Source organism: Salinivibrio sp. IB574 (assembly GCF_001996205.1).
Lineage (GTDB): Bacteria > Pseudomonadota > Gammaproteobacteria > Enterobacterales > Vibrionaceae > Salinivibrio > Salinivibrio proteolyticus.
In genome coordinates this window covers 92505-113970 of the sequence record NZ_MUFN01000007.1, presented here as the reverse complement: position 1 = coordinate 113970, position 21466 = coordinate 92505, and the positions used below count along the sequence as shown (strand labels likewise).

The window sequence follows — 21466 nt, the reverse complement described above, 5'->3', positions numbered from 1 at the left end:
CCCAGTCACACTATCAATGCTAAATACTTCATAATGTGAGGGCTTACGACTCGACGGAATCACTTTGTACTCGGTATTTCTACCGCTCAAATCTATCGGGTCGGCATCATGGCTAAACAAATTGATAACAGGCGTGCAGAACAGCTGAAAACTGTCCTGTCTAACACGAACATCGGCGGGTAACGTTTTCGACAAGTGCAACTGAATAGAGAACCGCCCATAGACATTTTGGGGTAATGCTTTATCTAACCCACTTATATCAAAAAAGTGAAACGCTTCAGGAAAAGACAAATATTCCTGCAGGATCCGATAACCATCATAGACATTTTGCGGATACGGAAGCAGGCTGTCTCCAGGATTAAACCCCACCGTCTGAAACGTATCTCGTGGTAAAGAAAACCGAGTACCATCCACGCTAACGGTCACTTTCTCTAGGTAGTGATTGAGCCACAGATAAATCATCTGGGCACTATAATTGTCACCACCGACATAAAAACGTAGCGAATCAATCCCAGCATCACTGGCAGACATATCGCCATCTAGCATCATATGGAGCTGAACGGTCGTTGCTTCACGTGTATGTTCTGCCTGTACTTTTTTGCATTTCAATGGATAAAGCTCAACGTCGCGGCAAGTCTGAAAACGACACTGCGTCCCCATCACAGCAATACTGTCTAGCTCTGTCCCTTGGCCAATCACCTGCTTTTCACTCACGCTTCGATCGGGCGAAAATTGGGTGATGCACATGCTAGGAACAGGGCGCAAGTAGTTAGGCCATAGCATATTGATAATGCTATGAGTCAGTTCAGGAAAATCATCTTCAACTTTTTCACGCAATTTGCCGGTGAGAAAAGCAAAGCCTTCTAATAACCGCTCTACATCAGGATCCGTATGTCTCCCATGTAAAAATCGAGATAACTGAGGATGGAGCTCAGTAAAGGCTTTACCTTGCTCTTTAAGAAACGCGAGCTCTTCACGAAAATACTTGTCTTGCGTCATAGCAATTACAACACCCGATACTGGCGATTTTGATCCAACAGTAAACTCAACTGCACTTTTTCATGAAGTGCTTCACTGTTAACCGTTGCGACGATATTGAATCGTAGCGTCAATGGTGAATGTTCGTCGTAAGCAGAACTCACTAATATGTTAGTTAACCGCGGCTCGTAGGTTTCTAGGCACTGCTTAATCGCTAGTTTCACACGCAGAGATAAGTCTAAGCTTTCAAGCGTCGCATCGTTGAAATCTATCAGCCCAAGTTCTGGAGAACTCTGTGCCCCACCAATACGCGTATTCAACACATTAGCAATGTTCTTTTTGATCGAATTAACGACATCCCGTGACTCTGGGCCCTGAGTAATCGACACAGGCTTAGCGCCGGCTTCCAAGCGCTCAAGGAAGCCGACACCAAATACACTGTCTTCTAGTGCAATGTATGACATGATTACTGATCAAGCCTACCAACAAGAGACAGTTCAAAGTTCGCGCCCATATATTTGAAGTGAGGACGGACCGCAAGAGAAACCTGATACCAACCTGGATTCCCCTCGACATCAGCCACTTCAATTTTTGCGGCACGAAGAGGACGACGGCTACGTACATCTGCAGGCGGGTTCTCTTGATCGGCGACATATTGCTTCAACCAAGTATTCAGCTCACGCTCCAAATCTTGACGCTCTTTCCAAGAACCGATCTGCTCGCGCTGTAGCACTTTAATATAGTGCGCTAAACGGTTGATAATCATCATGTATGGCAGCTGAGTACCCAGTTTATAGTTCGTCTCTGCTTCCTTGCCTTCTTTGGTATTTGGGAACACCTTCGGCTTTTGAATCGAGTTTGCAGAGAAAAATGCAGCATTGTCGCTACCCTTACGCATGGTTAGGGCGATAAAGCCTTCTTCTGCCAGTTCAAACTCTTTACGATCGGTGATCAGAACTTCGGTTGGGATCTTGCTCTGTAGCGCGCCCATTGACTCATAAACGTGAACCGGTAGGTCTTCAACCGCACCGCCACTTTGAGGACCGATGATGTTTGGACACCAACGGTATTTTGCAAAGCTATCAGTCAGACGAGTTGCAAAGGCGAACGCAGTGTTACCCCAAAGGTAGTGCTCATGAGACTGACTCACATTTTCATGATAGACAAATGATTTAATGGGGTTTTCAGTCGGGTCATAAGGAACACGCAATAAGAAGCGAGGCGCGGTTAAACCCAGGTAACGCGCGTCTTCAGACTCACGGAGCGCACGCCATTTAGTATACTTCGGACTTTCAAAGATAGACTTCACATCTTTGATGTTAGGTAGCTCTTCAAAAGACTCAATACCAAAAAACTCAGGACCTACACTCGAGATAAATGGTGCATGGGCCATAGCGCCCAACGCGCCCATGTATTGAAGCAGCTTCATATCTGGCGTCGACGGTGTAAAGGCATAGTTACCAATAATGGCACCAGTCGGTTCACCACCGAATTGTCCATAACCAGATGAATAGACGTGTTTATAAAGGCCTGACTGTGTCGTTTCCGGCGCAAACTCAAAGTCGTCTAACAGTTCTTCTTTGGTCACATGAAGAATGTCGACTTTATTGTTCTCACGAAAGTCAGTGCGGTCGACAAAAAGCTTCAAACCGCGCCACGCCGACTCCATTTGTTGAAATGAGTCTTCGTGAAGAATTTCATCCATTTGCGCACTGATTTTCTTGTCGAGCTCGACGAGCATTTGGTCGACCAGCGACTTATTAACAGGCTCTTTGGTTTGATCGTTGCCAATCAGATTTTCAATAAATGCCGCAACACCTTTTTTTGCAACATCATAACCTTCTTCGCTTGGTGCGATGCGGGTTTGAGCCATGATCTCGTCAAGTAAGCCGCCTTCTTTGACTTCTGGCGACTCTAACACCGATTCATTTGTTAACATGTTTTATTTTCCTAGCGCTTAGTTAGTTGAAACTTATCCAATTACTCTTTAGAAGTATCTTCATCGCCGCTGACAATATTCAATTCAGCGAGAAGCTTCTCTCGAGAGTCTTCTGAATTAAGGAGATCTTGTAGTCGCTCTCTAAACGCTGGGATATTGCCGAGAGGGCCTTTAAGAGCAACCAATGCTTCACGAAGCTCGATCAGTTTCTTTAGCTCTGGGACTTGTGCAGCAACTGCATCGGGAGAGAAATCCGACAAAGACTTAAACGCGAGTTCAACAGGTAACTCCGCATCTTCGTCATCAGTTAACTTGTTTTTAACAGTGGTGGAAATACGCAAGTCGCTTTCGCGCATCACGTCTTCAAAATTGTTTTTGTCAACCGAGACAGTCGAGCGATCTTCAACGGGTGTATCTTCTGTTTGACCTTTAAAGTCGCCAACCACTAATGTTTTTAGAGGCAATTCGACTTCAGCTTGCTGATCACCTGTCGCCGGTACGTATTTGATATTTATACGCTCTTTTGGCGCAACACTTCCTTCTTTGGACACTTTGAACCCTCGATACCTTCACCAAAAAGACAACATGGCTCAGTGCCTCTCAGTCTGCACCGGCCAATGTTAACACTGTGTTACTGCTGAAAGGTGTTATCTACTACCTATCAACGGCGACTCAGCATACCGAACAGAAAGTTAGACATTAATTAAAGATCATCAAGCTTGGAGCAATGCCTCAAGTTTTATTTTTTTATAGGCAAAAGAACATTGATATAACAAATTGACATTTCTCTGACTTACCAAATTGTTTCAAATAAGTTAGCGAGTAAATACTCTATATTAAAATCAACAATTTAGCATTAGTTAATAATGACAAATGTATAAAATCAGACACTTTTCGTGGGTATTTGCCAGTGTTATTTCCATCGCGAAGGCAGGAATACTGGGCAGGAGGAGTGGTTTTTACTCTATGATTTAATTATGTTTTTTATTTAATTATCAGCTAAATAACGATCACGCTCCAAATAGATTTTTATTTATATTCATAGTGTTTCATTAACTCGGACTTCACTCGAAAAATTCCAAACAAAGTCCATGTAACTAATAGGTGTCTTTTTTGTGATTCTGGTTCATATTTTATCTTTAAAAGGCAACAATTCGCTGCCTTTTAGATGAACTCATTGTGCATCATTGAGCTGGTTTTCTATTAGCTCAATAAAAATCTTATCGGCACTTTCTATTTTCAATGCCTTGGCTTCGTTGAGTAAGGCCATTGCTTTGCTGATGTCCTTTTCACTGATGGCCGCGGCTATCGCTTGTTTATAAAAGTCCACGGTTTCCTTCTGAGCTTCGGGCTGTTTGACCCCTTGTGGTGTTACAGAGTCACTCACGCTTGTATTGTCACTGGATAGGACGGTCGCATACTTCTTGGTTACCACTGTGACGGATACTTGACCAGTCGGCGCATAACGGTAGGTCGGATCGGTCACCATCGGCATTGGCTCGCCTAACTCCTGAGCACGCAGCTTCGCCGGATGTGGCAAAGTAATCTTATGACCGAGAGTCGTCGCATTGGTGTACATGACCATATAGCGCGCTCCCTCGGAATCGAAAGATCCTGACAATTGAGAGGAATCAAGCAAGTTAGCCGTTTGCGGCGTAAACGTATCCGCTCCCAGTGTTTTGATCACCTGATAATGCTTATCCAATAGCAAGACTCGCGGCACGAAGACACGGCCATGTTGCATGACACTCTTTACGCGAATCTGAGCACGCGCGGTCCGATCGTTAAAACGAAATGCTTGGGTGTAACTCTTACCCTCTGAAAATGAAAATACCTCCGATTGAGGGCCAAGCGATACTGTCAATGTTTCACGCTCTTTCAACTGGACGTAAGGTAATTGCTGGAATGTCGCGCAACAGGCTTCACGATTGGGGGCGACAGGCATCTCTTCCTGCAAGTTAGACGCACACCCTACCAGCCAAACCGCGGAACTGACTGCCAGCGCCATTTTAAAGCGCTGATAATTTCTCATTATATTTGTCATTGACTCTATCCTAAAAAGGCGGCCGTCTCGGCCGCCTCGTTATAACACTGATAGTACTAACGCATCGGTTAGAACCAAATTTCGGTATGCACACCAATCACGGTTTCATCATCACTATTATCGATGCCGATTTGGCCACCGCTGGCCTTATCATCAGCTTTGATATAGCTGATATAAGGCTTGATTTGAGGACGGCCGAAGAAGTCTGCATTCACAGTCAAAGGCACAGCCACTTCAACGTTCCAAATATCGCTTTCCACGGCATCGCCTGAACGTCCCCAATAGCCATCAGCCCCTTCTTCATGGCCATAAGACAAGGTGGTCTCGAGACGCATGTTCTCATTGACTTTATAAGAAGGACGCACGGCCGCAATGTAACGTTTTAGGTCATCCGCGCCGAACAACTGATCGAGTGCAGCAAAATAGGTAAGCTCTGATCCCATTTGCCAATTGTCGGAAATATTCATCACCCCGTAAGAGGTTAAGAAGATCGACTCTTGATTTTCATCGCCGCCAGACCATCCGCCAAAGTTGACGCCACGGTTTTGCGCTACACCTTTACCATAGGCAATGGCCGTTTGAGTCCAGCCGTCCATGCCGTAATAGCTAGAGTTAAGGGTGATCGCAGCACCAAAGCCATCATCAGAGTTACTGTCTTTGTTCGCCTGCTCCATGTATTTAAAATCAAAGTCTAGGCTACCGATCCCTACATCCACACCATAGTAATAAAGATCATAAGAAGTGAGTGTGGTGCGTTCATCAGAACTAGTTGATGGTTGCTTGGCCTCAACAGTTCCAATTTTGTTGCCATTATTGTCGATGACGTCTAGCGTTTTATTTTCAAACTCCACTTTTTCGCGATCAGCGCCAGCATCTGGGTCAGCGACAACGATTGCAGCACCGGCGGTATGACCATTCAGTTTGGTTTGTAAGCCTGCGCCTACCCCAGATGACTGCTTCCAATATTCACCTGACAGTAAGCCAGCCGCACGGTTCAGATAACGCTGACCACCCCAAATAGAGGTATCCTTACCCATAAAGGACAGGCCACCTAATTCGACATACGCTTCCTTGACTTCAAATTGGGCTTCGTCGTTTTTCTTTTGGCTACCTGATGAGGTATAAGCGTAAGAGTTACCGTTACCGTATTCAGAGCGGACAACATAGTCAGCCCATGCACCGTTGTCGTAAGTGGAATGTTTTTTAACCGTGAACTCAACTTGGTTTGTACTCTGACCATGAGTACCGGCAGTTTTGTAGTCAGGTCTACCGAATTCCGTGTCGACTGTTTCACCATCAACCATACGGAAATTCATTGAGCCATAGCCGTGAACTTCCCAGCCATCATTTTTGTCCGCATTGTCAGCCAATGCGACACCAGAAGCTAAAGCTGTAGCCACTGCGGCGGCGAGTAAACTTACCTTTCTCATACCTTACTCCATTAGGACTGTTGTTAAACTGCATCATGAGATCACCGGCAGTAGGAAAGTGAGCACATCATGCATGGGCATTGCCCTTTTTTGTGTTAGAAACATCCTATGCTTCCAACTTTTTCTGCGCGTCATCCGTAACGGAAAATATGGGGGGAGGAGCCTTAAGGAGGAGTAAGAGGAAAGAATGTAATTTAGTCGATCTATCTCACTAAAACACGGCGTAAAGCGTTATTTACTTTCTTGATCACCCCCTACAAAACGCTATATGGATCACTATTAACAGTTTTATTCCTATTAACAAGAAAGTGAATTACAGCAGAATCGATATTAAGAACTGTGAGCCTAGATTGAATTTATTTTGTGGGGGAGGTGTAATAGCGTTTCTTCTTAATTAGATGGTGTTGTTTATGTCTCTCTGCCATCCGGCGCCTTATACCTTAGGCGCTCGATTATCCGATCAAGGCTGCCGCTTTAGCTTATATGCGCCTGATCGTGACGCTGTCACCCTACTGCTTTGGCAACGTAGTCACCAACCTACCCGTATTCATATGCAAGAATACAAGCTGGGCTATTGGACTGCGTATGTTCCGCACGTAAAAGCAGGCGACACTTATAGCTATGAAGTTCTGATTAACGGACAAGCGTGGTGCATTGCCGACCCCTATGCACAAGCCGTTGTCGGCCCAGTGCAATATCAACCACCGTATACGCCCAATCAAAGCTACAGTTTAGCGCGATGCCAAGTCGTCGATCATCAATTTGATTGGCAGGAGGTTTCACGCCCTGCACATACAATGAGCGAAACCGTCATTTTCGAAACACACGTTAAGGGGCTCACACAGCTGCATCCCAACGTGGAAGAGCGCGCGCGTGGACGTTATCTCGGCTTAATCGCGCCCGACATGCTGCGCTTTTATCAGGACAACCAGATTAATTGCATTCAACTTTTGCCGATTGCTACTTGTTTACCTGAACCACATTTACTGAGCCAGCAAAAAACCAATTATTGGGGCTACAACCCCTACTTATGGATGGCACCGGATCCTCGTTACGCGCACCATGATGCAGTGACTGAACTTAAAACGGCGATTCGAGAGCTGCACCGACACGATATTGAAGTCATCTTAGATGTGGTATTCAATCATACGGCAGAAGGGGGAGATGGCGGGCCTATCCTGCATTTCAAAGCGTTAGATCACGCCATGTATTTGCATGATAAACATCAACTCGTCAATTACACTGGCTGCGGTAATACCCTAGACATGCGCCATCCTGCCGCGATTACCGCGGTATTAGACAGTTTGCGCCTGTGGGTCACTCACTACCAAGTTGACGGCTTTCGCTTTGATCTGGCCGCGACACTGGGCCGAGAAGGTGAGCAGTTCAACTCACACGCTGCGTTTTTTACCGCATTGGCACAAGACCCTGTGCTCTCTCAAGTTAAGCTTATCGCAGAGCCTTGGGATATCGGTCCAAATGGCTATCAATTGGGACAGTTCCCTTCCAATTGGTCGGAGTGTAACGACAAAATTCGGGACACTACCCGTAGTCTATGGCGCGGTGAAAAACATATTCTGCAAGATTTTGCGACGCGATTAATGGGCTCGCGCGATCGATTCAGTGCCGCCCATTGGCCCGATCACTTATCAGTCAATTACCTGACCTATCACGATGGGTTCACTCTACAAGATGTGGTCAGTTACGCCCAGCGGCATAATCACGCCAACGGTGAAAATAATCGTGACGGACATGGTGACAATCGCTCGGCTAACTATGGTATCGAGGGCCCAACGCAGGATCCGGCAATTGTTGCGGTGCGCGAGCGACAAAAGCGCAACCTTATCGCCAGTGTTCTCTTTGCCTTTGGCGTTCCTCACCTCCTGACGGCGGACTTACTGGCTCACTCCCAGCAGGGTAACAACAACGCGTATTGCCAGGACAATCCGATCAGTTGGTTGAACTGGGATAACCTCGAATCGTCAATGCCTTGGGCAAATTGGCTGTCCACCATGATCACGCGTCGCCAAGCCGTTATGCCCGCGTTTATCGATGCATTTAGCGGCCGAAAGCGCCATCAAAACCGCATTCGTTGGCGACATCCCGATGGTAACGCGATTCAACCAAATGATTGGCCAAACTTGTACGCTGTTGTTTGCCATATCGAAATCGGTCAACATCATCGCCATGCGGGCGCTCAGTTACTTTATTGTTTCAACGTCAGCGATCAGCCGTTATCTTTTTCTCTCCCCGACGACAAGTCATGGCAGACGGTGTGTGTCACCGAAGAGGCCGATACCGCCACGCGAACGGTCACATCATCATTCACACTGGCGGCCAAAAGCCTCAGCATACTCACCAATCACGCTTAACCGCGTCATCCACATAATAACTATTCGCACAAACAGTATTCACATAAAAAAGGCAACCTCATCAAGGTTGCCTTTCTTCTAGGTCATTGACTGACTTAGCCGCGTTAGCCTTTCACGCCACCGGCGGTCAAGCCACCGACTAACCAACGTTGCGCAAGTAAGAATACCGCAGTGATTGGGAAAGCCGATAAGACAGCTGCCGCGGCGAAATCACCCCATAAATAGTTTTGTGGATACAAATACTGTTGCATGCCGACGGCGAGAGTATATGAATCCACATCAGACAACAGCAAAGAAGCAACTGGCACTTCACCTACCGCGAAGATAAACGACAAGATGAAGACTACGGCAAGAATCGGCACTGACAATGGCAGCAATACCATACGGAATGCTTGCCATGGCGTCGCACCATCCAATGCAGCCGCTTCCTCCAAAGAACCATCAATGCTTTCAAAATACCCTTTGATGGTCCACACATGCAGGGCAATACCGCCGAGATACGCAAAGATCAAACCGCCGTGGGTATTGAGCCCTAAAAACGGAATGTAGTTACCCAACTTGTCGAAGAGTGCGTAAATCGCCACCAGCGCCAGTACTGCAGGAAACATTTGAAAAATCATCATCGCTTTCAAAATGGTTTCCTTGCCTTTAAAACGCATCCGGGCAAAGGCATAAGCTGACGTCGTTGATAACGCAACAATCAAAAGTGACGTTACGCCAGCGACTTTCACTGAATTCCACAGCCATAATAGAACCGGAAATGGCGGTGGTGTCACCGAGCCATCAGGATTAGTGACAGGGAAGCCGAGTGCCAGCTTCCAATGCTCAAGAGACGGGTTGTCCGGAATCAAACTCCCGGTCGCAAAGTTACCTTCTCGGAACGAGATTGCGATAATCATCAACAAGGGGAAGATAATCAGCGAGAGAAAGCAGCACAGACCTATATGCGTCGCCCACACTCGGTATTTTAATGATTTTCCTTGAACCATAGCCATGAGAGACTCCTTAGCTTTCTGTCACTTTGGTAAGACGCAGGTTAATCAAGGCGAGCGCACCCACCAGCAAGAAGATCAATGTTGCGACTGCACTGGCGAGACCGAAGTCTTGGCCGCCACCACCTTCGAATGCAATCCGATAGGTATAGCTGACCAGCAAGTCGGTATAGCCCGCCGGCTCTGTGGTACCAATCATGTTCGGACCACCTTCTGTCAACAGCATAATCATTACGAAGTTATTGAAGTTGAATGCAAAACTGGCGATGAGCAACGGCATTAGGGGCTTGATCATCAACGGCAACGTAATCCGCGTAAAGTTTTGAATAAAGTTAGCGCCATCGATAGCAGAGGCTTCATAAAGATCATCCGGTATGGCTTTTAATAAACCCATACACAAGATCATCATGTAAGGGAAACCTAGCCAGGTATTCACCAACACTACCATGACACGTGCCAGGAATGGATCATCAAACCAATTAGGACTGATACCAAATAAGGCTTCAAGTACCATATTGATTTCACCAAAACTTTGGTTGAATAACCCTCGGAAAATAAGAATGGAAATAAACGCAGGTACCGCATAAGGTAGAATGAGTAACACGCGATAAATTGCACGGCCTTTTAATTCTTCCCATTGAACGACATTGGCAAGAATAAGCCCAATAATTAACGTGAACACTACCGTTAATAGCGAGAATACAATCGTCCAAATAAAGATACCAATAAACGGTTCTTTTATCCCATCATCGGTCCAAACACGCTCGAAGTTGTCCGTACCAATTTGCACCACATAACCCGGTGCCACCGTATCACCGATAAACTGACCGGCCTCATCAATCGGTTGATAAAAACCAATTTCATCATTTGGCTTTAACGTATCGCCGGTTTTATTATTAATCAGTGTACGGCCATCATCTTGTAAGGTATACAGCGGTTGTTCTGCGGCAAACTTACGCAGCCCGCTCATACGGATGGTATCGCCATTCGGGAACTGAACATCCACCTGACTTAAGGTATCGCGGTTTTTGATCACATCGCGTAGCGTCGCTTTTTCACCCGACAGGCTTTCCACCGGCGAAAGCGCTAACGTTTTGTTCGACATCGACGCCATATCAAACGGCGCGGTCGCAAAGCGCTCACCCGCTTTATCAATCACTAAACGGGTACCTGATGGAGTTTGATACAAAGCAAACGGATAGCTCTGCCCACTTTGAAAAGTACGCTCAAGTAATACCGATTGCGCGCGCTCGAAAGACAGCTGGTTTTTAGCACTATAGTTGGTAAGAGAGAGGCCCACGGTATATACCAAGGGAAAAATGATAAAGAGGATCATCCCAGCAATACCCGGATAGATATATCGCTGAGCATACATCTTCTTATTACCAAAAATGTATAACGCTAGCGCGGTTAGCACCACAGTTAGCATTGCAAACGCAGTTTCACCACGCGAATACATAAGTATGGTGGCGTAACCATTGATGATCGCCACAGTCGCCAACAACGCCCATTTAATGAACGCTTTTGAGCTACTTGGCAAGAAAGAGCCTGACGTTGTCATAGCTGGAGAACCTTGAACTGACTGCATAAGGAACGCTACTCACATTGTTCGGGAACTGTGCGGGGAGGCTGCCCTCCCCGCAGATAGAGCTTATTTCAGCATTTGTTTTTCTGCATCGTTAAGCGCATCGTCGATGGATTGACGGTCGCCAACCACATTAACAACGGCGTTTTTCGCAGCGCCCCAAAATGCTGTCATTTGAGGAATGTTCGGCATCACCTCACCATGCTTCGCATTCTCCATGGTTGCTGCAATACGGCTGTCTTTCGCCAATTGAGCTTGATAAGAATTCAGCGCAACCGCCCCTAAGGGTTTATCGGCATTGATGGTGGATAGGCCGTCATCAGTCAGCACATAGTTTTCGAGAAACTCAACCGCAAGATCTTTATTCGGTGATGCGGTGCTAATGCCAGCACTGAGCACACCGACGAACGGCTTAGACGCTTCGCCTTGGAAGGTTGGTAGTGTTGTCACGCCATAGTTAATACCGGATTTCTCGATATTACCCCACGACCATGGACCATTGATGGTTATTGCCGTATCGCCTTGGTTGAACGACGATTCAGAAACGGAATAATCCATATCAGACGAAATCACGCCATCTTTTACCATGTGCTTAATAAAGCCCAGTGCGTCGTGAACACCTTGCTTGTTGATGCCGACATCTTTGACATCATAACCTGTGGCAGTTTGTTTAAAGGCATACCCACCATCAGCCGCCATCAATGGCCAAGTGAAGTAAGGTTCTTTAAGGTTCCACATAATAGCGGTTTTACCTTGTTCACTGAGCTTGCTGTTCAGCTTCGCCACTTCTTCCCAGGTTTTAGGTGGTGTAGGGACCAAATCTTTGTTGTAAATCAGTGATAGAGATTCCACGGCAATGGGGTAACCCACGTACTTGCCTTTGTATTTCACTGCGTCCCATGCAAAATCAACCATCCCGTCTTTCAAACGCGCAGAGGGTTTAATTTCAGCCAATAGACCCGACTCGGCATAGCCACCAAAACGGTCATGCGCCCAAAACACGATGTCTGGACCATCGCCGGTTGACGCTGTTTGTGGGAATTTATCTTGCAAGCCATCAGGGTGAGCCACAGTTACCGGAATACCCGTGTCTTGTTCAAAACGTTTTCCAACTTCAGCAAGTCCGTTATAGCCTTTGTCACCGTTAATCCAAATAGTGAGCTGGCCTTCTTCGATACTCGCCTGTGCCCCAAATGAGCCGAGAGCAATAAGGGTACCGAGGGCAACAGCACTGAGTGATTTCTTCATCTTTCTATCCTTCTTCTACTGAGGTGTAGCACGATTCCTTGGCGGATGAGCTGTATTTCACGGTCTATCATGGTTAATTCACCGCAATTCCTCATCATCCCGTCCTCTACGCCCTACGCCACTGCGAGCGAATTCGTGATCCATATCGCTCGCCGCAGATGATGCGGCTCACAAAAATAAACCTAACGTGATCAAGTTCAACTAATTGGCTGATAATTTTGTGACGTACGCCCTCAAATTAGTTTGGGGAGGAGTTCATCCTCCTCCCCGTCTACTCCCCCTGTAATAATTCTGCTTAGGAGGATGTATGACTGCCGTGATTCGCCCAAACTGAATACCATCAAAAAAGCATTGGTGAGCAATCACACGATATGCTTAAGCTTTAACCCGTTAACTATTCAACAAATAGGTTAACGGTTATTTAGGTCTTAAGTGACGTGCGATGAAATAACGCAAACACCTATAATGCGTATTAAGCCGAATTAATGAAAAGCGATTGAGGGCGAGCGACATGGCAAGTGTCACGTTTAAAAACGTTTGTAAAGCGTATGACGACGATGTAATGATTTCTAAGAACGTTGACCTAGAGATTAAAGACGGTGAGTTTGTCGTCTTTGTCGGACCTTCCGGTTGCGGTAAATCCACATTACTGCGCTGCGTTGCAGGCTTAGAGGATATTACCTCAGGTGATTTATATATCGATGACCAACGGATTAACGATGTTGAGCCATCCAAGCGCGGCGTGGGGATGGTCTTCCAATCTTACGCGCTATATCCCCACCTTAACCTGTATGACAACATGTCATTCGGTCTGAAATTGGCCAAAGCTAGCAAAGCAGAAATAGACCAACGCGTCCATCACGCGGCAGAGATCCTGCAGCTTGGTCACTTGTTGGATAGACAACCGAAATCACTGTCGGGTGGACAACGTCAACGTGTGGCTATCGGCCGTACTCTGGTTTCACAGCCAAAAGTGTTCTTGCTGGATGAACCGCTTTCTAACCTTGATGCCGCGTTGCGGGTGCAAATGCGCGCGCAAATCACCAAGCTCCAACGTCAGCTGGGCTGTACCATGATTTATGTCACCCACGATCAAATCGAAGCCATGACCATGGCCGATAAAATCGTGGTCTTGGATGAAGGACGAGTCGCACAAGTTGGCCGACCACTCGAGCTCTACCATTATCCTAAAAACCGCTTTGTCGCTGGCTTTATCGGCTCACCTAAAATGAACTTTATGAGCGTGTTTATTGATGATGTCGAAGCCGAACGCGTTAAAGTGCAAATGAGCAATGGCACCACATTCTGGATCCCCGTCGATGGCACCACAGTGACACGAGGCGATCGCATGTCACTCGGCATTCGTCCCGAGCATTTGCTAGCGGCGAAAGAGGGTGATGCTGTGATTGAAGGCGAAGCCACTATCGTCGAGAAGCTCGGTAACGAGACACAAATTTATATTAGCCTCGACAGTGCCGATGCGGATGTCATTTACCGTCAATTGGATACGGTTGAAATCGAAGCCGGAGACAAATACGCGATTGGTATTCCTGCACACCGTTGCCATTTGTTCCACAGCGATGGCCGTGCCTGTAAACGCCTGCACCGTGAAAACGGGGTAATTTTTGATGAAGAGGCGGAACAAGTCGCCTAATCACATCCTCCTTACCAAGGCCGCTTTCTTAGCGGCCTTTTTGACCCCGCAGGCTGCCAAAGACCCTCTCCTTGAAACAAGCAAGCAATCGCGATTGACAGGCTCAAAAAAAGCGCCTCTCCGGGCGCTTTAGCTCAATTCATTGCCGATACAGACGATGTATCACCCCTCCCACCGATAGAACACGGTCGCTAATGGCGGTAACGTCAGTGATAATGATTGTGCTTGTCCATGAGCCGCAGTGTTTTGCGTATCGATCTCCGCGGGCAATGGATAGCTGCTCCCCCAGAATGCCGCATCGTCGGTATTCAGCAGCAGAGAATAATGTCCGGCATGGGGCATCCCCAAGATAAACGAGTCACGCGGTACCGGTGTAAAGTTACTGACCACCAGCACACGCTCCCCATCATCGCTGATCCGCTCATGGGCAATCACGCTCAACGCGTGGGCATCTTGTAAGCGCCACTCAAATCCAGCGGGATCGCAATCGAGCCGATAAAGCGCAGGCGTTGAGGTATACAAGTGATTGAGGGCCTTCACCAGCGACTTCACGCCCTGATGCCGTCGATATTCCAACCAATGCCACTCCAGTTGACCATCATGATCCCACTCGGCGGTTTGGCCAATTTCCGTACCCATAAAGTTCAGCTTTTTCCCAGGCTGACCGTACATGTACCCCAAATATGCGCGTAAATTTGCCGTTTGCTGCCACTCATCTCCCGGCATTTTGTTAAGTAGGGCGCCTTTGCCGTACACCACTTCGTCATGCGACAGTGAGAGTACATAGTTTTCACTGAAGGCGTATACCAACGGAAAGGTCAACGTGTCGTGATGATATTGGCGATGGATGGGCGCTTCACGAATATAGCTCAAGCTGTCATGCATCCAGCCCATGTTCCACTTAAAGCCAAACCCGAGTCCGCCTAAGTAGGTAGGCGCAGACACGCCGGGAAAAGCGGTAGACTCTTCGGCAATCGTCATCGCATTAGGGAAGCGTTGGTAAATGGCTTCATTCACCCATTTCAAGGTCGCAATCGCATCATAGTTTTCGCGCCCCCCATCGGGGTTCGGTAGCCATTGATCGTGCGAACGCGAGTAATCGAGGTAAAGCATCGACGCCACCGCATCGACGCGTAACCCATCAATATGGAAATAATCCAGCCAATACAACGCGTTGCTGACCAGAAAACGACGGACATGTTCTTTACCCATGTCGTAGATATGGCATTGCCAATCATTATGCCACCCGCGGCGCGGATCGGGGTCATGATAAAGCGGCGTGCCGTCGAAATAGGCTAAGCCATGATCGTCACTCGGAAAATGCCCGGGCACCCAGTCCAAGATCACGCCAATCCCTGCTTGGTGACACTGATCAACAAAATACTTAAAGTCATCCGGCGAGCCATAACGACTCGTCGGTGCAAACAAACCAACCGGTTGATAGCCCCAAGAGCCATAAAATGGATGCTCACTGACCGGCATCAACTCGACATGGGTATACCCCATTTCGACTAAATAGGGCACCAGTCGCACCGCCAACTCACGATAGCCCAGCGGATTTCCCGTCTCGTCATGCTGCCAAGAGCCGATATGTAACTCATAGAAAGACAAGGCTTGTTGGTGCTTGGCGGTAACAGGCCGTGCCTGCCAAGCCGCATCTTGCCATTGGTAAGCCTGATGGTCGTAGGTTAACGACGCAAACGAAGGGTATTGCTCCGCATACGCACCGAACGGATCCGCCTTGTGAGGCAGTGAATGCCCATCGGGCCCAGTAAGCGCGTACTTGTAGCGACAATCCGCGCCCAAGCTAGGCACAAAGCCCACCCAGTAGCCGTCATCGAGTCGCGTCAGTGGATCAGCCTCTGAGTGCCAATGGTTCCAATCACCAATGACACTGACAGAACGCGCGTTTGGGGCATAAACCAGAAAACGGACGCCTTTGATGGGCGTTCCATTAACCGGAAGTGTCATTAGCTTGGCCCCCATCTGATGATAGGCCTGATGAGGATCGGATAGATGCGCAGCATTAAGCGCATAGTCGTCCGCAGCGATGGTGCCATGCGGCTTAGGATTAGTGGTGTCAGGCACGGTTGTCTCCTTATCAAAAAACGCCCTACCCCTGAGGTGTTGGCTGTCACCGAGGATAGAGCGTTAAAACGTGGCATCGTGGTTATATATCGTGAATCATGCGACCGACTGACGGCTGGCGTGCTGTCGAACGCGGGTTAAATCACGCGCCAGTTGGTTCACTTCCTCTTTGCTAAATAAGGCATCGAGGTTCACCGAAAGCTTACGACGCCAGTTAGGATATTCATCGACCGTCCCCGGAATATTGACTGGCTTGTCCATTTCTAACCAATCTTCCAGCTGCACACTCAACAACGCAGACTGTCCTGCCGCTACATGCAACTGCAACGCACGGCTTAGGTAGCCATCCATTGGCACGTAACGCGCATCGTCACCGACACCTTCCGGTAACATGCCATGCCAACGCACACTGTCTAGAATGCCTTGTTTAGCTTTTAAACGGCCATCAAACAAGGCTTGCAACTGTGACTCGTCCGGATAAAGCCCCAACTCTTGTCCCATTTTCAAATCGTCGCAATGCCAAAAACCTCGGATGGTTGGCATATCATGGGTACACAAGGTAGCCATTGCTTGCTCCGCATAATGGGCAGGCGAGATAAAGCCACCATCGTCTTTCGAGGTTTCAAAGAAGAAGACCTTGTAAGAATGCACCCCCGCATCACGCAGTAAATCGACAATTTCATCGGGAACCGTACCAAGATCTTCACCAATTACACTGCACTGATGACGGTGCGACTCGAGTGCCAAAATCGCCAGCATGTCTTTAACGGGATAATAGAGGTACGCGCCTTCGGTGGCATTTTTCCCTTTTGGGATCCACCACAAACGGAGCAAACCCAACACATGATCGATACGCAGTGCGCCGCAGTGTTGCATGTTTGCGCGTAGCAGCTCGATAAATGCTTCATAGCCGGTTTCTTTCAACGCATGCGGGTCAAACGGCGGTAGTCCCCAGTTTTGACCTAATGGCCCCAGCACATCCGGTGGCGCACCGATACTCGCATCCAGCACCAATGGCGAATGATCGGACCACGTTTCGCTGCCCGCATCAGACACCCCAACCGCCAAATCGCGATACAAGCCCATCGCCATGCCTTTTTCTTCAGCCAGACGCTGTGCTTCTTCAATCTGTCCTTGTGCAATCCATTGTAAATACATATACAAGTGGACACTGTCTTGGTGCTGCTCAACAAAGGCCTGGGTCGCCGCACTTTCATAGCGTCGATACTTTTCGGGGAAGACTGGCCAGCCCCAAATACTGTCATCATCCGCGCGCAAATGCTGATGCAATGCATCAAAGGTCGCTTGTTGCTTCAAGCTATCGCCTCCTTGCTCAACAAAGTCGAGAAAGGCACGGCCGCGGGCTGTGTCTTGGGTCAGGTGTCGCTGTTTAAACTCCTCGAAAAGCAAGGGTAAAACGGCCATCTTCAGTGCCGCGACTCCGCTGTAATCGACCCAATGCGTTTCGCGCACGGCCTGCAAACGACGCTGAAAGTCGGCACTGCCCACCAACTGCTGAGCCTTGGCACTTAATGCAAACTCCGACACGGCACTGACATCGATATAGAGTAAGTTCAACCAACGACGTGACGACGGGCTATAGGGGCTCGCTGCTTCTGGGTTGGCAGGAAATAACGCATGAATAGGGTTAAGCCCCACGAAATCTGCGCCACGCGACGCCAGATCACTGACCAACTGCTTCAGATCGCCAAAATCACCAATCCCCCAGTTATGCGGGGTACGCAGCGTATAAAGTTGAATACTCGGCCCCCACATTTTTTTGTGTTGGTCGAGTTCAGGCTGCATGTAGCAACGCGCGGGTGCCACAATTAACGTCATTTCATAGGGGGTTTTGCGGCGTTTTCTCATTACCGATAAACGATGATAACCCCAAGGTAAGGTGCAGGGTAGATTGAAGACCAACGGCCCACCTTGACGACGTTCATCACGCACAATTTGGGATTGCAGATAGCCTTCAAAACACTCACCTTGCTCGGTATCGATGCGCCAGCTAAAGTCACTCTCTCTGGCACTGGTGCCTAAATGCAATGCGACCTCGAGCGGTTCATCGTCGCGAGTGACTTGAACTGGCGACAAAACGCCTTCTTTGTGTTTTTTCTCTGCTGAGGCCAGTAGCGTTTCATCGTTACGGGTGTCATAGCCAAGTGACGTCAACAAATCGTATAAGGTGCTGTCAGGCACAGAGGCTTCAGTGCCCCATGCACTGATGTAGCGGTCGGCTAAATTTGCCATTTGTGCGACTGTTTTAAGTGCAGGTTGTTTCATCGCATTCTCCGAGGGGTCCGCCCCCTTCTTTTATCGGCCATTGCAGTTATTGTTATTGTGGGTGGCACCCTATGTCGTGCCACCCATTTAGCATGTCAGCTTGGTATCAAAGGCTTAGCGTTTTACCGCTTTCAGTTGCCAAATGTTAGCGACATAGTCTCGAATTGAGCGGTCAGAGCTAAATTTGCCCACCAGCGCGGTGTTCAAAATTGCTTTGTGTGCCCACAGCGTTGAGTCACGATAATCGCTATCAATTTGATTATGAGCACGCACATAATCGGCAAAATCCGCTAAGCACAAATACGGGTCGCCACTGGCCATCACACTATCGAATACCGGACGGAGTAATCCTGGGTGTCCCGGCGTGAAGGTGTCATCCAACAGACTATCAAGCGACGCTTTTAAAAGCGGCTGTTGATGGTATTCGTGATCAGGGTGATAACCTTTCTCACGCAATGCATTCACGCCTTCCACGTCGAGGCCGAAGATATAGATATTGTCATCACCCACTTCCTCACGAATTTCCACGTTCGCGCCATCCATGGTCCCGATAGTCAATGCACCATTAAGCGCCATCTTCATATTGCCGGTGCCCGACGCTTCTTTGCCGGCCATCGAAATTTGTTCAGACACATCGGCAGCAGGAATAATGATTTCAGCCATGCTGACTCGGTAGTCAGGGATAAAGACCACTTTAAGCTTGTCACCGACTCGTGGATCGTTATTGATCGTCTCTGCCACCTTATTAATCGCAAAAATGATCGATTTGGCGAGCGCATAGCCCGGCGCGGCTTTGGCAGCAAAGAACACCACACGAGGCGTCATATCGAAATTCGGCTCATGGATCAGACGGTGATACAGAGAAATCACATGTAACAAGTTCAGATGTTGACGCTTGTACTCATGAAGACGTTTGATTTGAACATCAAAGATGGCGTCAGTGTTTAGCGTGATGTCTAGATGGGTTTTTACCCAATCAGCAAGACGCTGCTTGTTGCGCTTTTTCACTGCCATAAAGGCTTTTTGGAACGCTTTGTCATCAGCATACTGGGCAATTTGCTCCAGTTGCTCGAGATGAGCCGGCCATTGGTCGCCAATTTTTTCACTGATAAGGGCAGAGAGAGCCGGGTTACAGAACTTCAACCAACGACGTGGCGTGATCCCGTTGGTCACGTTTTGGATACGGCCCGGATAAAGCGCATCAAATTCAGGGAAGAGATCGCGTTTTACCAACTCAGAGTGCAACGCCGCCACACCATTGACCGCGTACGAGCCAATCACACACAGGTTTGCCATGCGCACCATGCGCTCACCCTGATCGTCAATCACAGACAGCACTTGCTGTTTGCGGACATCGCCCGGCCATTTCGCAGCAACGTCTTGCAAGAAGCGGTGGTTGATTTCAAAAATGATTTCCATGTGACGCGGCAGCAAGTTCGCCATTAACGACTCGCTCCACGTCTCCAGCGCTTCTGGAAGCAAGGTATGGTTGGTGTAAGCAAACGTCTGGCTGGAGATAGACCAAGCGTCATCCCAGCTCAAATGGTGCTCATCCAACAGCACTCGCATCAGCTCAGGAATGGCGATAGTCGGGTGAGTATCATTCAACTGAATGGTTTCATAATCTGGAAGAGCAGCCAGTGGGTGGCCGGCATCTAAATGGCGACGAAGAATATCCCCAACAGAGGCCGCACTGTGGAAGTATTGCTGCATCAAACGCAACGTTTTACCCGCATCATGATTATCGTTCGGGTAAAGCACTTTGGTCAGGTTGCCTGCATCAATTGCGGCTTGTTGCGCACGGGTATAGTCACCATCATTGAAGGCATCGAGCGCAAATGGCGTCAGTGCTCGACCTTCCCATAAGCGAAGTGGATAAACCGTATTACTTTGATAGCCCACGATAGGCAGATCCCAAGGCATCGCCTGAATATGAAGGCTAGGAACCCATTCGCGGCGCGTGTGGCCGTTTTCTTCAATCACCGCCACATGGCCATAAAAGCCAACCGTTTGGGCAAGGTCAGGACGAACCACTTCCCACGGATAGCCTTCTGGCTCACGCCACGCATCCGGTGCTTCTTGTTGGGCGCCATCTTTGAAGGATTGACGGAACAGACCATATTCATAGTGCAAGCCATAGCCGACCGCTGGATACTGTTGGGCTGCGAGCGAGTCCATAAAACACGCGGCCAAGCGGCCCAAACCACCATTCCCCAACGAAGGATCACGCTCTTGCTCAAGCAAATCGGTCAGGCCAAACCCAAACTCGCTGACCACAGCCGCAATTTCATTGTAAAGCCCCATGCTGATCAGGTTGTTGCCCGTTAAACGGCCAATCAAAAACTCTAAGGATAAGTAGTTCACACTCTTCGCTTGTTTGATGGCTAAATCGTTTTCTGTCGCAACCAGATCACTGGTGGTGTGTTCGGCCAGCGCACGGCCTAAGGCGAGATACCAATCGCGCATCTCTGCGGTTTCAGGGGTGCGACCAAGCTGCGTCAAATGCTGGGTCATACTGGCTTTAAAAGCGCTTTTATCAAATGCGTGTTGCTGTTTAGGCGTCATGTCATCGCTCTCGTAATGGAAGAAAATCTCGATGACAGTCATCCTGCCCAAGCCTGTCGATGCAAACATCCTCCCGAGACAGGAGGAGGAAAGGAGGAGTTGTCAGGGCGTAGAGAGCCACATCACAAGCTGTGAGTGAGCTTGCTCTCATCAATGGAGGAGTTTCGTGATATTGAGGTGATTAAAATCACAATTTGAGGGAACACTGACCAAAATACGGCTGTGAAAAAAGAACAATCCCTTTTGTTAATTTTGTGCGCTAACGCAAATTGTGGGGGCATTCAT

Annotated in this window: 13 protein-coding genes and 1 pseudogene; 2 read left to right on the top strand and 12 right to left on the bottom strand. The window is 48.3% G+C overall.

Features of this window, described 5'->3' with window-relative positions:
• The 6 genes from tssF to BZJ17_RS05355 all read right to left on the bottom strand — a co-directional run.
• Positions 1–999 (bottom strand): type VI secretion system baseplate subunit TssF (tssF, locus tag BZJ17_RS05380; protein WP_108743783.1); only part of this gene is annotated, 999 nt, incomplete at its 3' end.
• Positions 1000–1004: 5 nt separating this feature from the next.
• Entirely contained in the window at positions 1005–1442 is a 438-nt protein-coding gene (gene tssE / locus BZJ17_RS05375) for a type VI secretion system baseplate subunit TssE (protein ID WP_069589225.1), read from the bottom strand.
• Between the two features lie 2 nt (positions 1443–1444).
• Positions 1445–2917 (bottom strand): type VI secretion system contractile sheath large subunit, encoded by a 1473-nt coding sequence (gene tssC / locus BZJ17_RS05370; protein WP_077640032.1) that lies wholly within the window; start codon positions 2915–2917, stop codon positions 1445–1447.
• A gap of 41 nt (positions 2918–2958) precedes the next feature.
• On the bottom strand, positions 2959–3468 hold the full coding sequence (tssB, locus tag BZJ17_RS05365) for a type VI secretion system contractile sheath small subunit (RefSeq protein ID WP_077640031.1): 510 nt from the start codon (positions 3466–3468) through the stop codon (positions 2959–2961).
• 623 nt (positions 3469–4091) lie between these two features.
• Positions 4092–4961 carry a MalM family protein gene (locus tag BZJ17_RS05360; RefSeq protein WP_077640030.1) on the bottom strand — a complete coding sequence of 290 codons (870 nt, stop codon included), beginning with the start codon at positions 4959–4961 and terminating at the stop codon, positions 4092–4094.
• Positions 4962–5029: 68 nt separating this feature from the next.
• A complete protein-coding gene (locus BZJ17_RS05355; protein WP_077640029.1) occupies positions 5030–6391 on the bottom strand; it encodes a carbohydrate porin in 1362 nt (453 codons plus the stop codon).
• Positions 6392–6801: 410 nt separating this feature from the next.
• Between BZJ17_RS05355 and glgX the strand changes: the two genes are divergently transcribed.
• A complete protein-coding gene (gene glgX, locus BZJ17_RS05350) occupies positions 6802–8763 on the top strand; it encodes a glycogen debranching protein GlgX (protein WP_157893161.1) in 1962 nt (653 codons plus the stop codon).
• 104 nt (positions 8764–8867) lie between these two features.
• On the opposite strand, the gene malG is transcribed toward glgX, so the two are convergent.
• The 3 genes from malG to malE form a co-directional block, all read right to left on the bottom strand.
• The gene (malG, locus tag BZJ17_RS05345) at positions 8868–9758 is read right to left on the bottom strand and encodes a maltose ABC transporter permease MalG (RefSeq protein ID WP_077457378.1); all 891 of its coding nucleotides are present in this window, start codon (positions 9756–9758) and stop codon (positions 8868–8870) included.
• A gap of 10 nt (positions 9759–9768) precedes the next feature.
• Positions 9769–11343, bottom strand: a complete 1575-nt coding sequence (malF, locus tag BZJ17_RS05340; RefSeq protein WP_077640027.1) for a maltose ABC transporter permease MalF — start codon at positions 11341–11343, stop codon at positions 9769–9771.
• Between the two features lie 63 nt (positions 11344–11406).
• Positions 11407–12588: a maltose/maltodextrin ABC transporter substrate-binding protein MalE gene (malE, locus tag BZJ17_RS05335; protein ID WP_077457374.1), complete on the bottom strand. Its 1182-nt coding sequence runs from the start codon at positions 12586–12588 to the stop codon at positions 11407–11409.
• A 511-nt stretch (positions 12589–13099) separates the two neighbouring features.
• Here malE and malK point away from each other — a divergent pair.
• On the top strand, positions 13100–14242 hold the full coding sequence (gene malK / locus BZJ17_RS05330) for a maltose/maltodextrin ABC transporter ATP-binding protein MalK (RefSeq protein WP_077457372.1): 1143 nt from the start codon (positions 13100–13102) through the stop codon (positions 14240–14242).
• A gap of 162 nt (positions 14243–14404) precedes the next feature.
• Here the strand turns inward: malK and glgB are convergent.
• The 3 genes and pseudogenes from glgB to BZJ17_RS05315 all read right to left on the bottom strand — a co-directional run.
• Positions 14405–16249, bottom strand: a pseudogene (gene glgB / locus BZJ17_RS05325) (1,4-alpha-glucan branching protein GlgB); the annotation flags it as partial.
• 177 nt (positions 16250–16426) lie between these two features.
• Positions 16427–18616, bottom strand: coding sequence for a 4-alpha-glucanotransferase (malQ, locus tag BZJ17_RS05320; RefSeq protein WP_077457370.1), 2190 nt, complete (start codon positions 18614–18616; stop codon positions 16427–16429).
• Positions 18617–18730: 114 nt separating this feature from the next.
• On the bottom strand, positions 18731–21181 hold the full coding sequence (locus tag BZJ17_RS05315) for a glycogen/starch/alpha-glucan phosphorylase (protein WP_077640040.1): 2451 nt from the start codon (positions 21179–21181) through the stop codon (positions 18731–18733).
• Positions 21182–21466 lie beyond the last annotated feature (285 nt).

Excerpts from the sequence above, each read along its gene's own strand:
- malF (WP_077640027.1), bottom strand. The coding sequence starts at position 11,343 with ATGCAGTCAGTTCAAGGTTCTCCAGCTATGACAACGTCAGGCTCTTTC.
- BZJ17_RS05355 (WP_077640029.1), bottom strand. The coding sequence starts at position 6,391 with ATGAGAAAGGTAAGTTTACTCGCCGCCGCAGTGGCTACAGCTTTAGCT.
- glgX (WP_157893161.1), top strand. The coding sequence starts at position 6,802 with ATGTCTCTCTGCCATCCGGCGCCTTATACCTTAGGCGCTCGATTATCC.
- tssE (WP_069589225.1), bottom strand. The coding sequence starts at position 1,442 with ATGTCATACATTGCACTAGAAGACAGTGTATTTGGTGTCGGCTTCCTT.
- malE (WP_077457374.1), bottom strand. The coding sequence starts at position 12,588 with ATGAAGAAATCACTCAGTGCTGTTGCCCTCGGTACCCTTATTGCTCTC.
- BZJ17_RS05315 (WP_077640040.1), bottom strand. The coding sequence starts at position 21,181 with ATGACGCCTAAACAGCAACACGCATTTGATAAAAGCGCTTTTAAAGCC.
- BZJ17_RS05360 (WP_077640030.1), bottom strand. The coding sequence starts at position 4,961 with ATGACAAATATAATGAGAAATTATCAGCGCTTTAAAATGGCGCTGGCA.
- malK (WP_077457372.1), top strand. The coding sequence starts at position 13,100 with ATGGCAAGTGTCACGTTTAAAAACGTTTGTAAAGCGTATGACGACGAT.
- malG (WP_077457378.1), bottom strand. The coding sequence starts at position 9,758 with ATGGCTATGGTTCAAGGAAAATCATTAAAATACCGAGTGTGGGCGACG.
- malQ (WP_077457370.1), bottom strand. The coding sequence starts at position 18,616 with ATGAAACAACCTGCACTTAAAACAGTCGCACAAATGGCAAATTTAGCC.
- tssC (WP_077640032.1), bottom strand. The coding sequence starts at position 2,917 with ATGTTAACAAATGAATCGGTGTTAGAGTCGCCAGAAGTCAAAGAAGGC.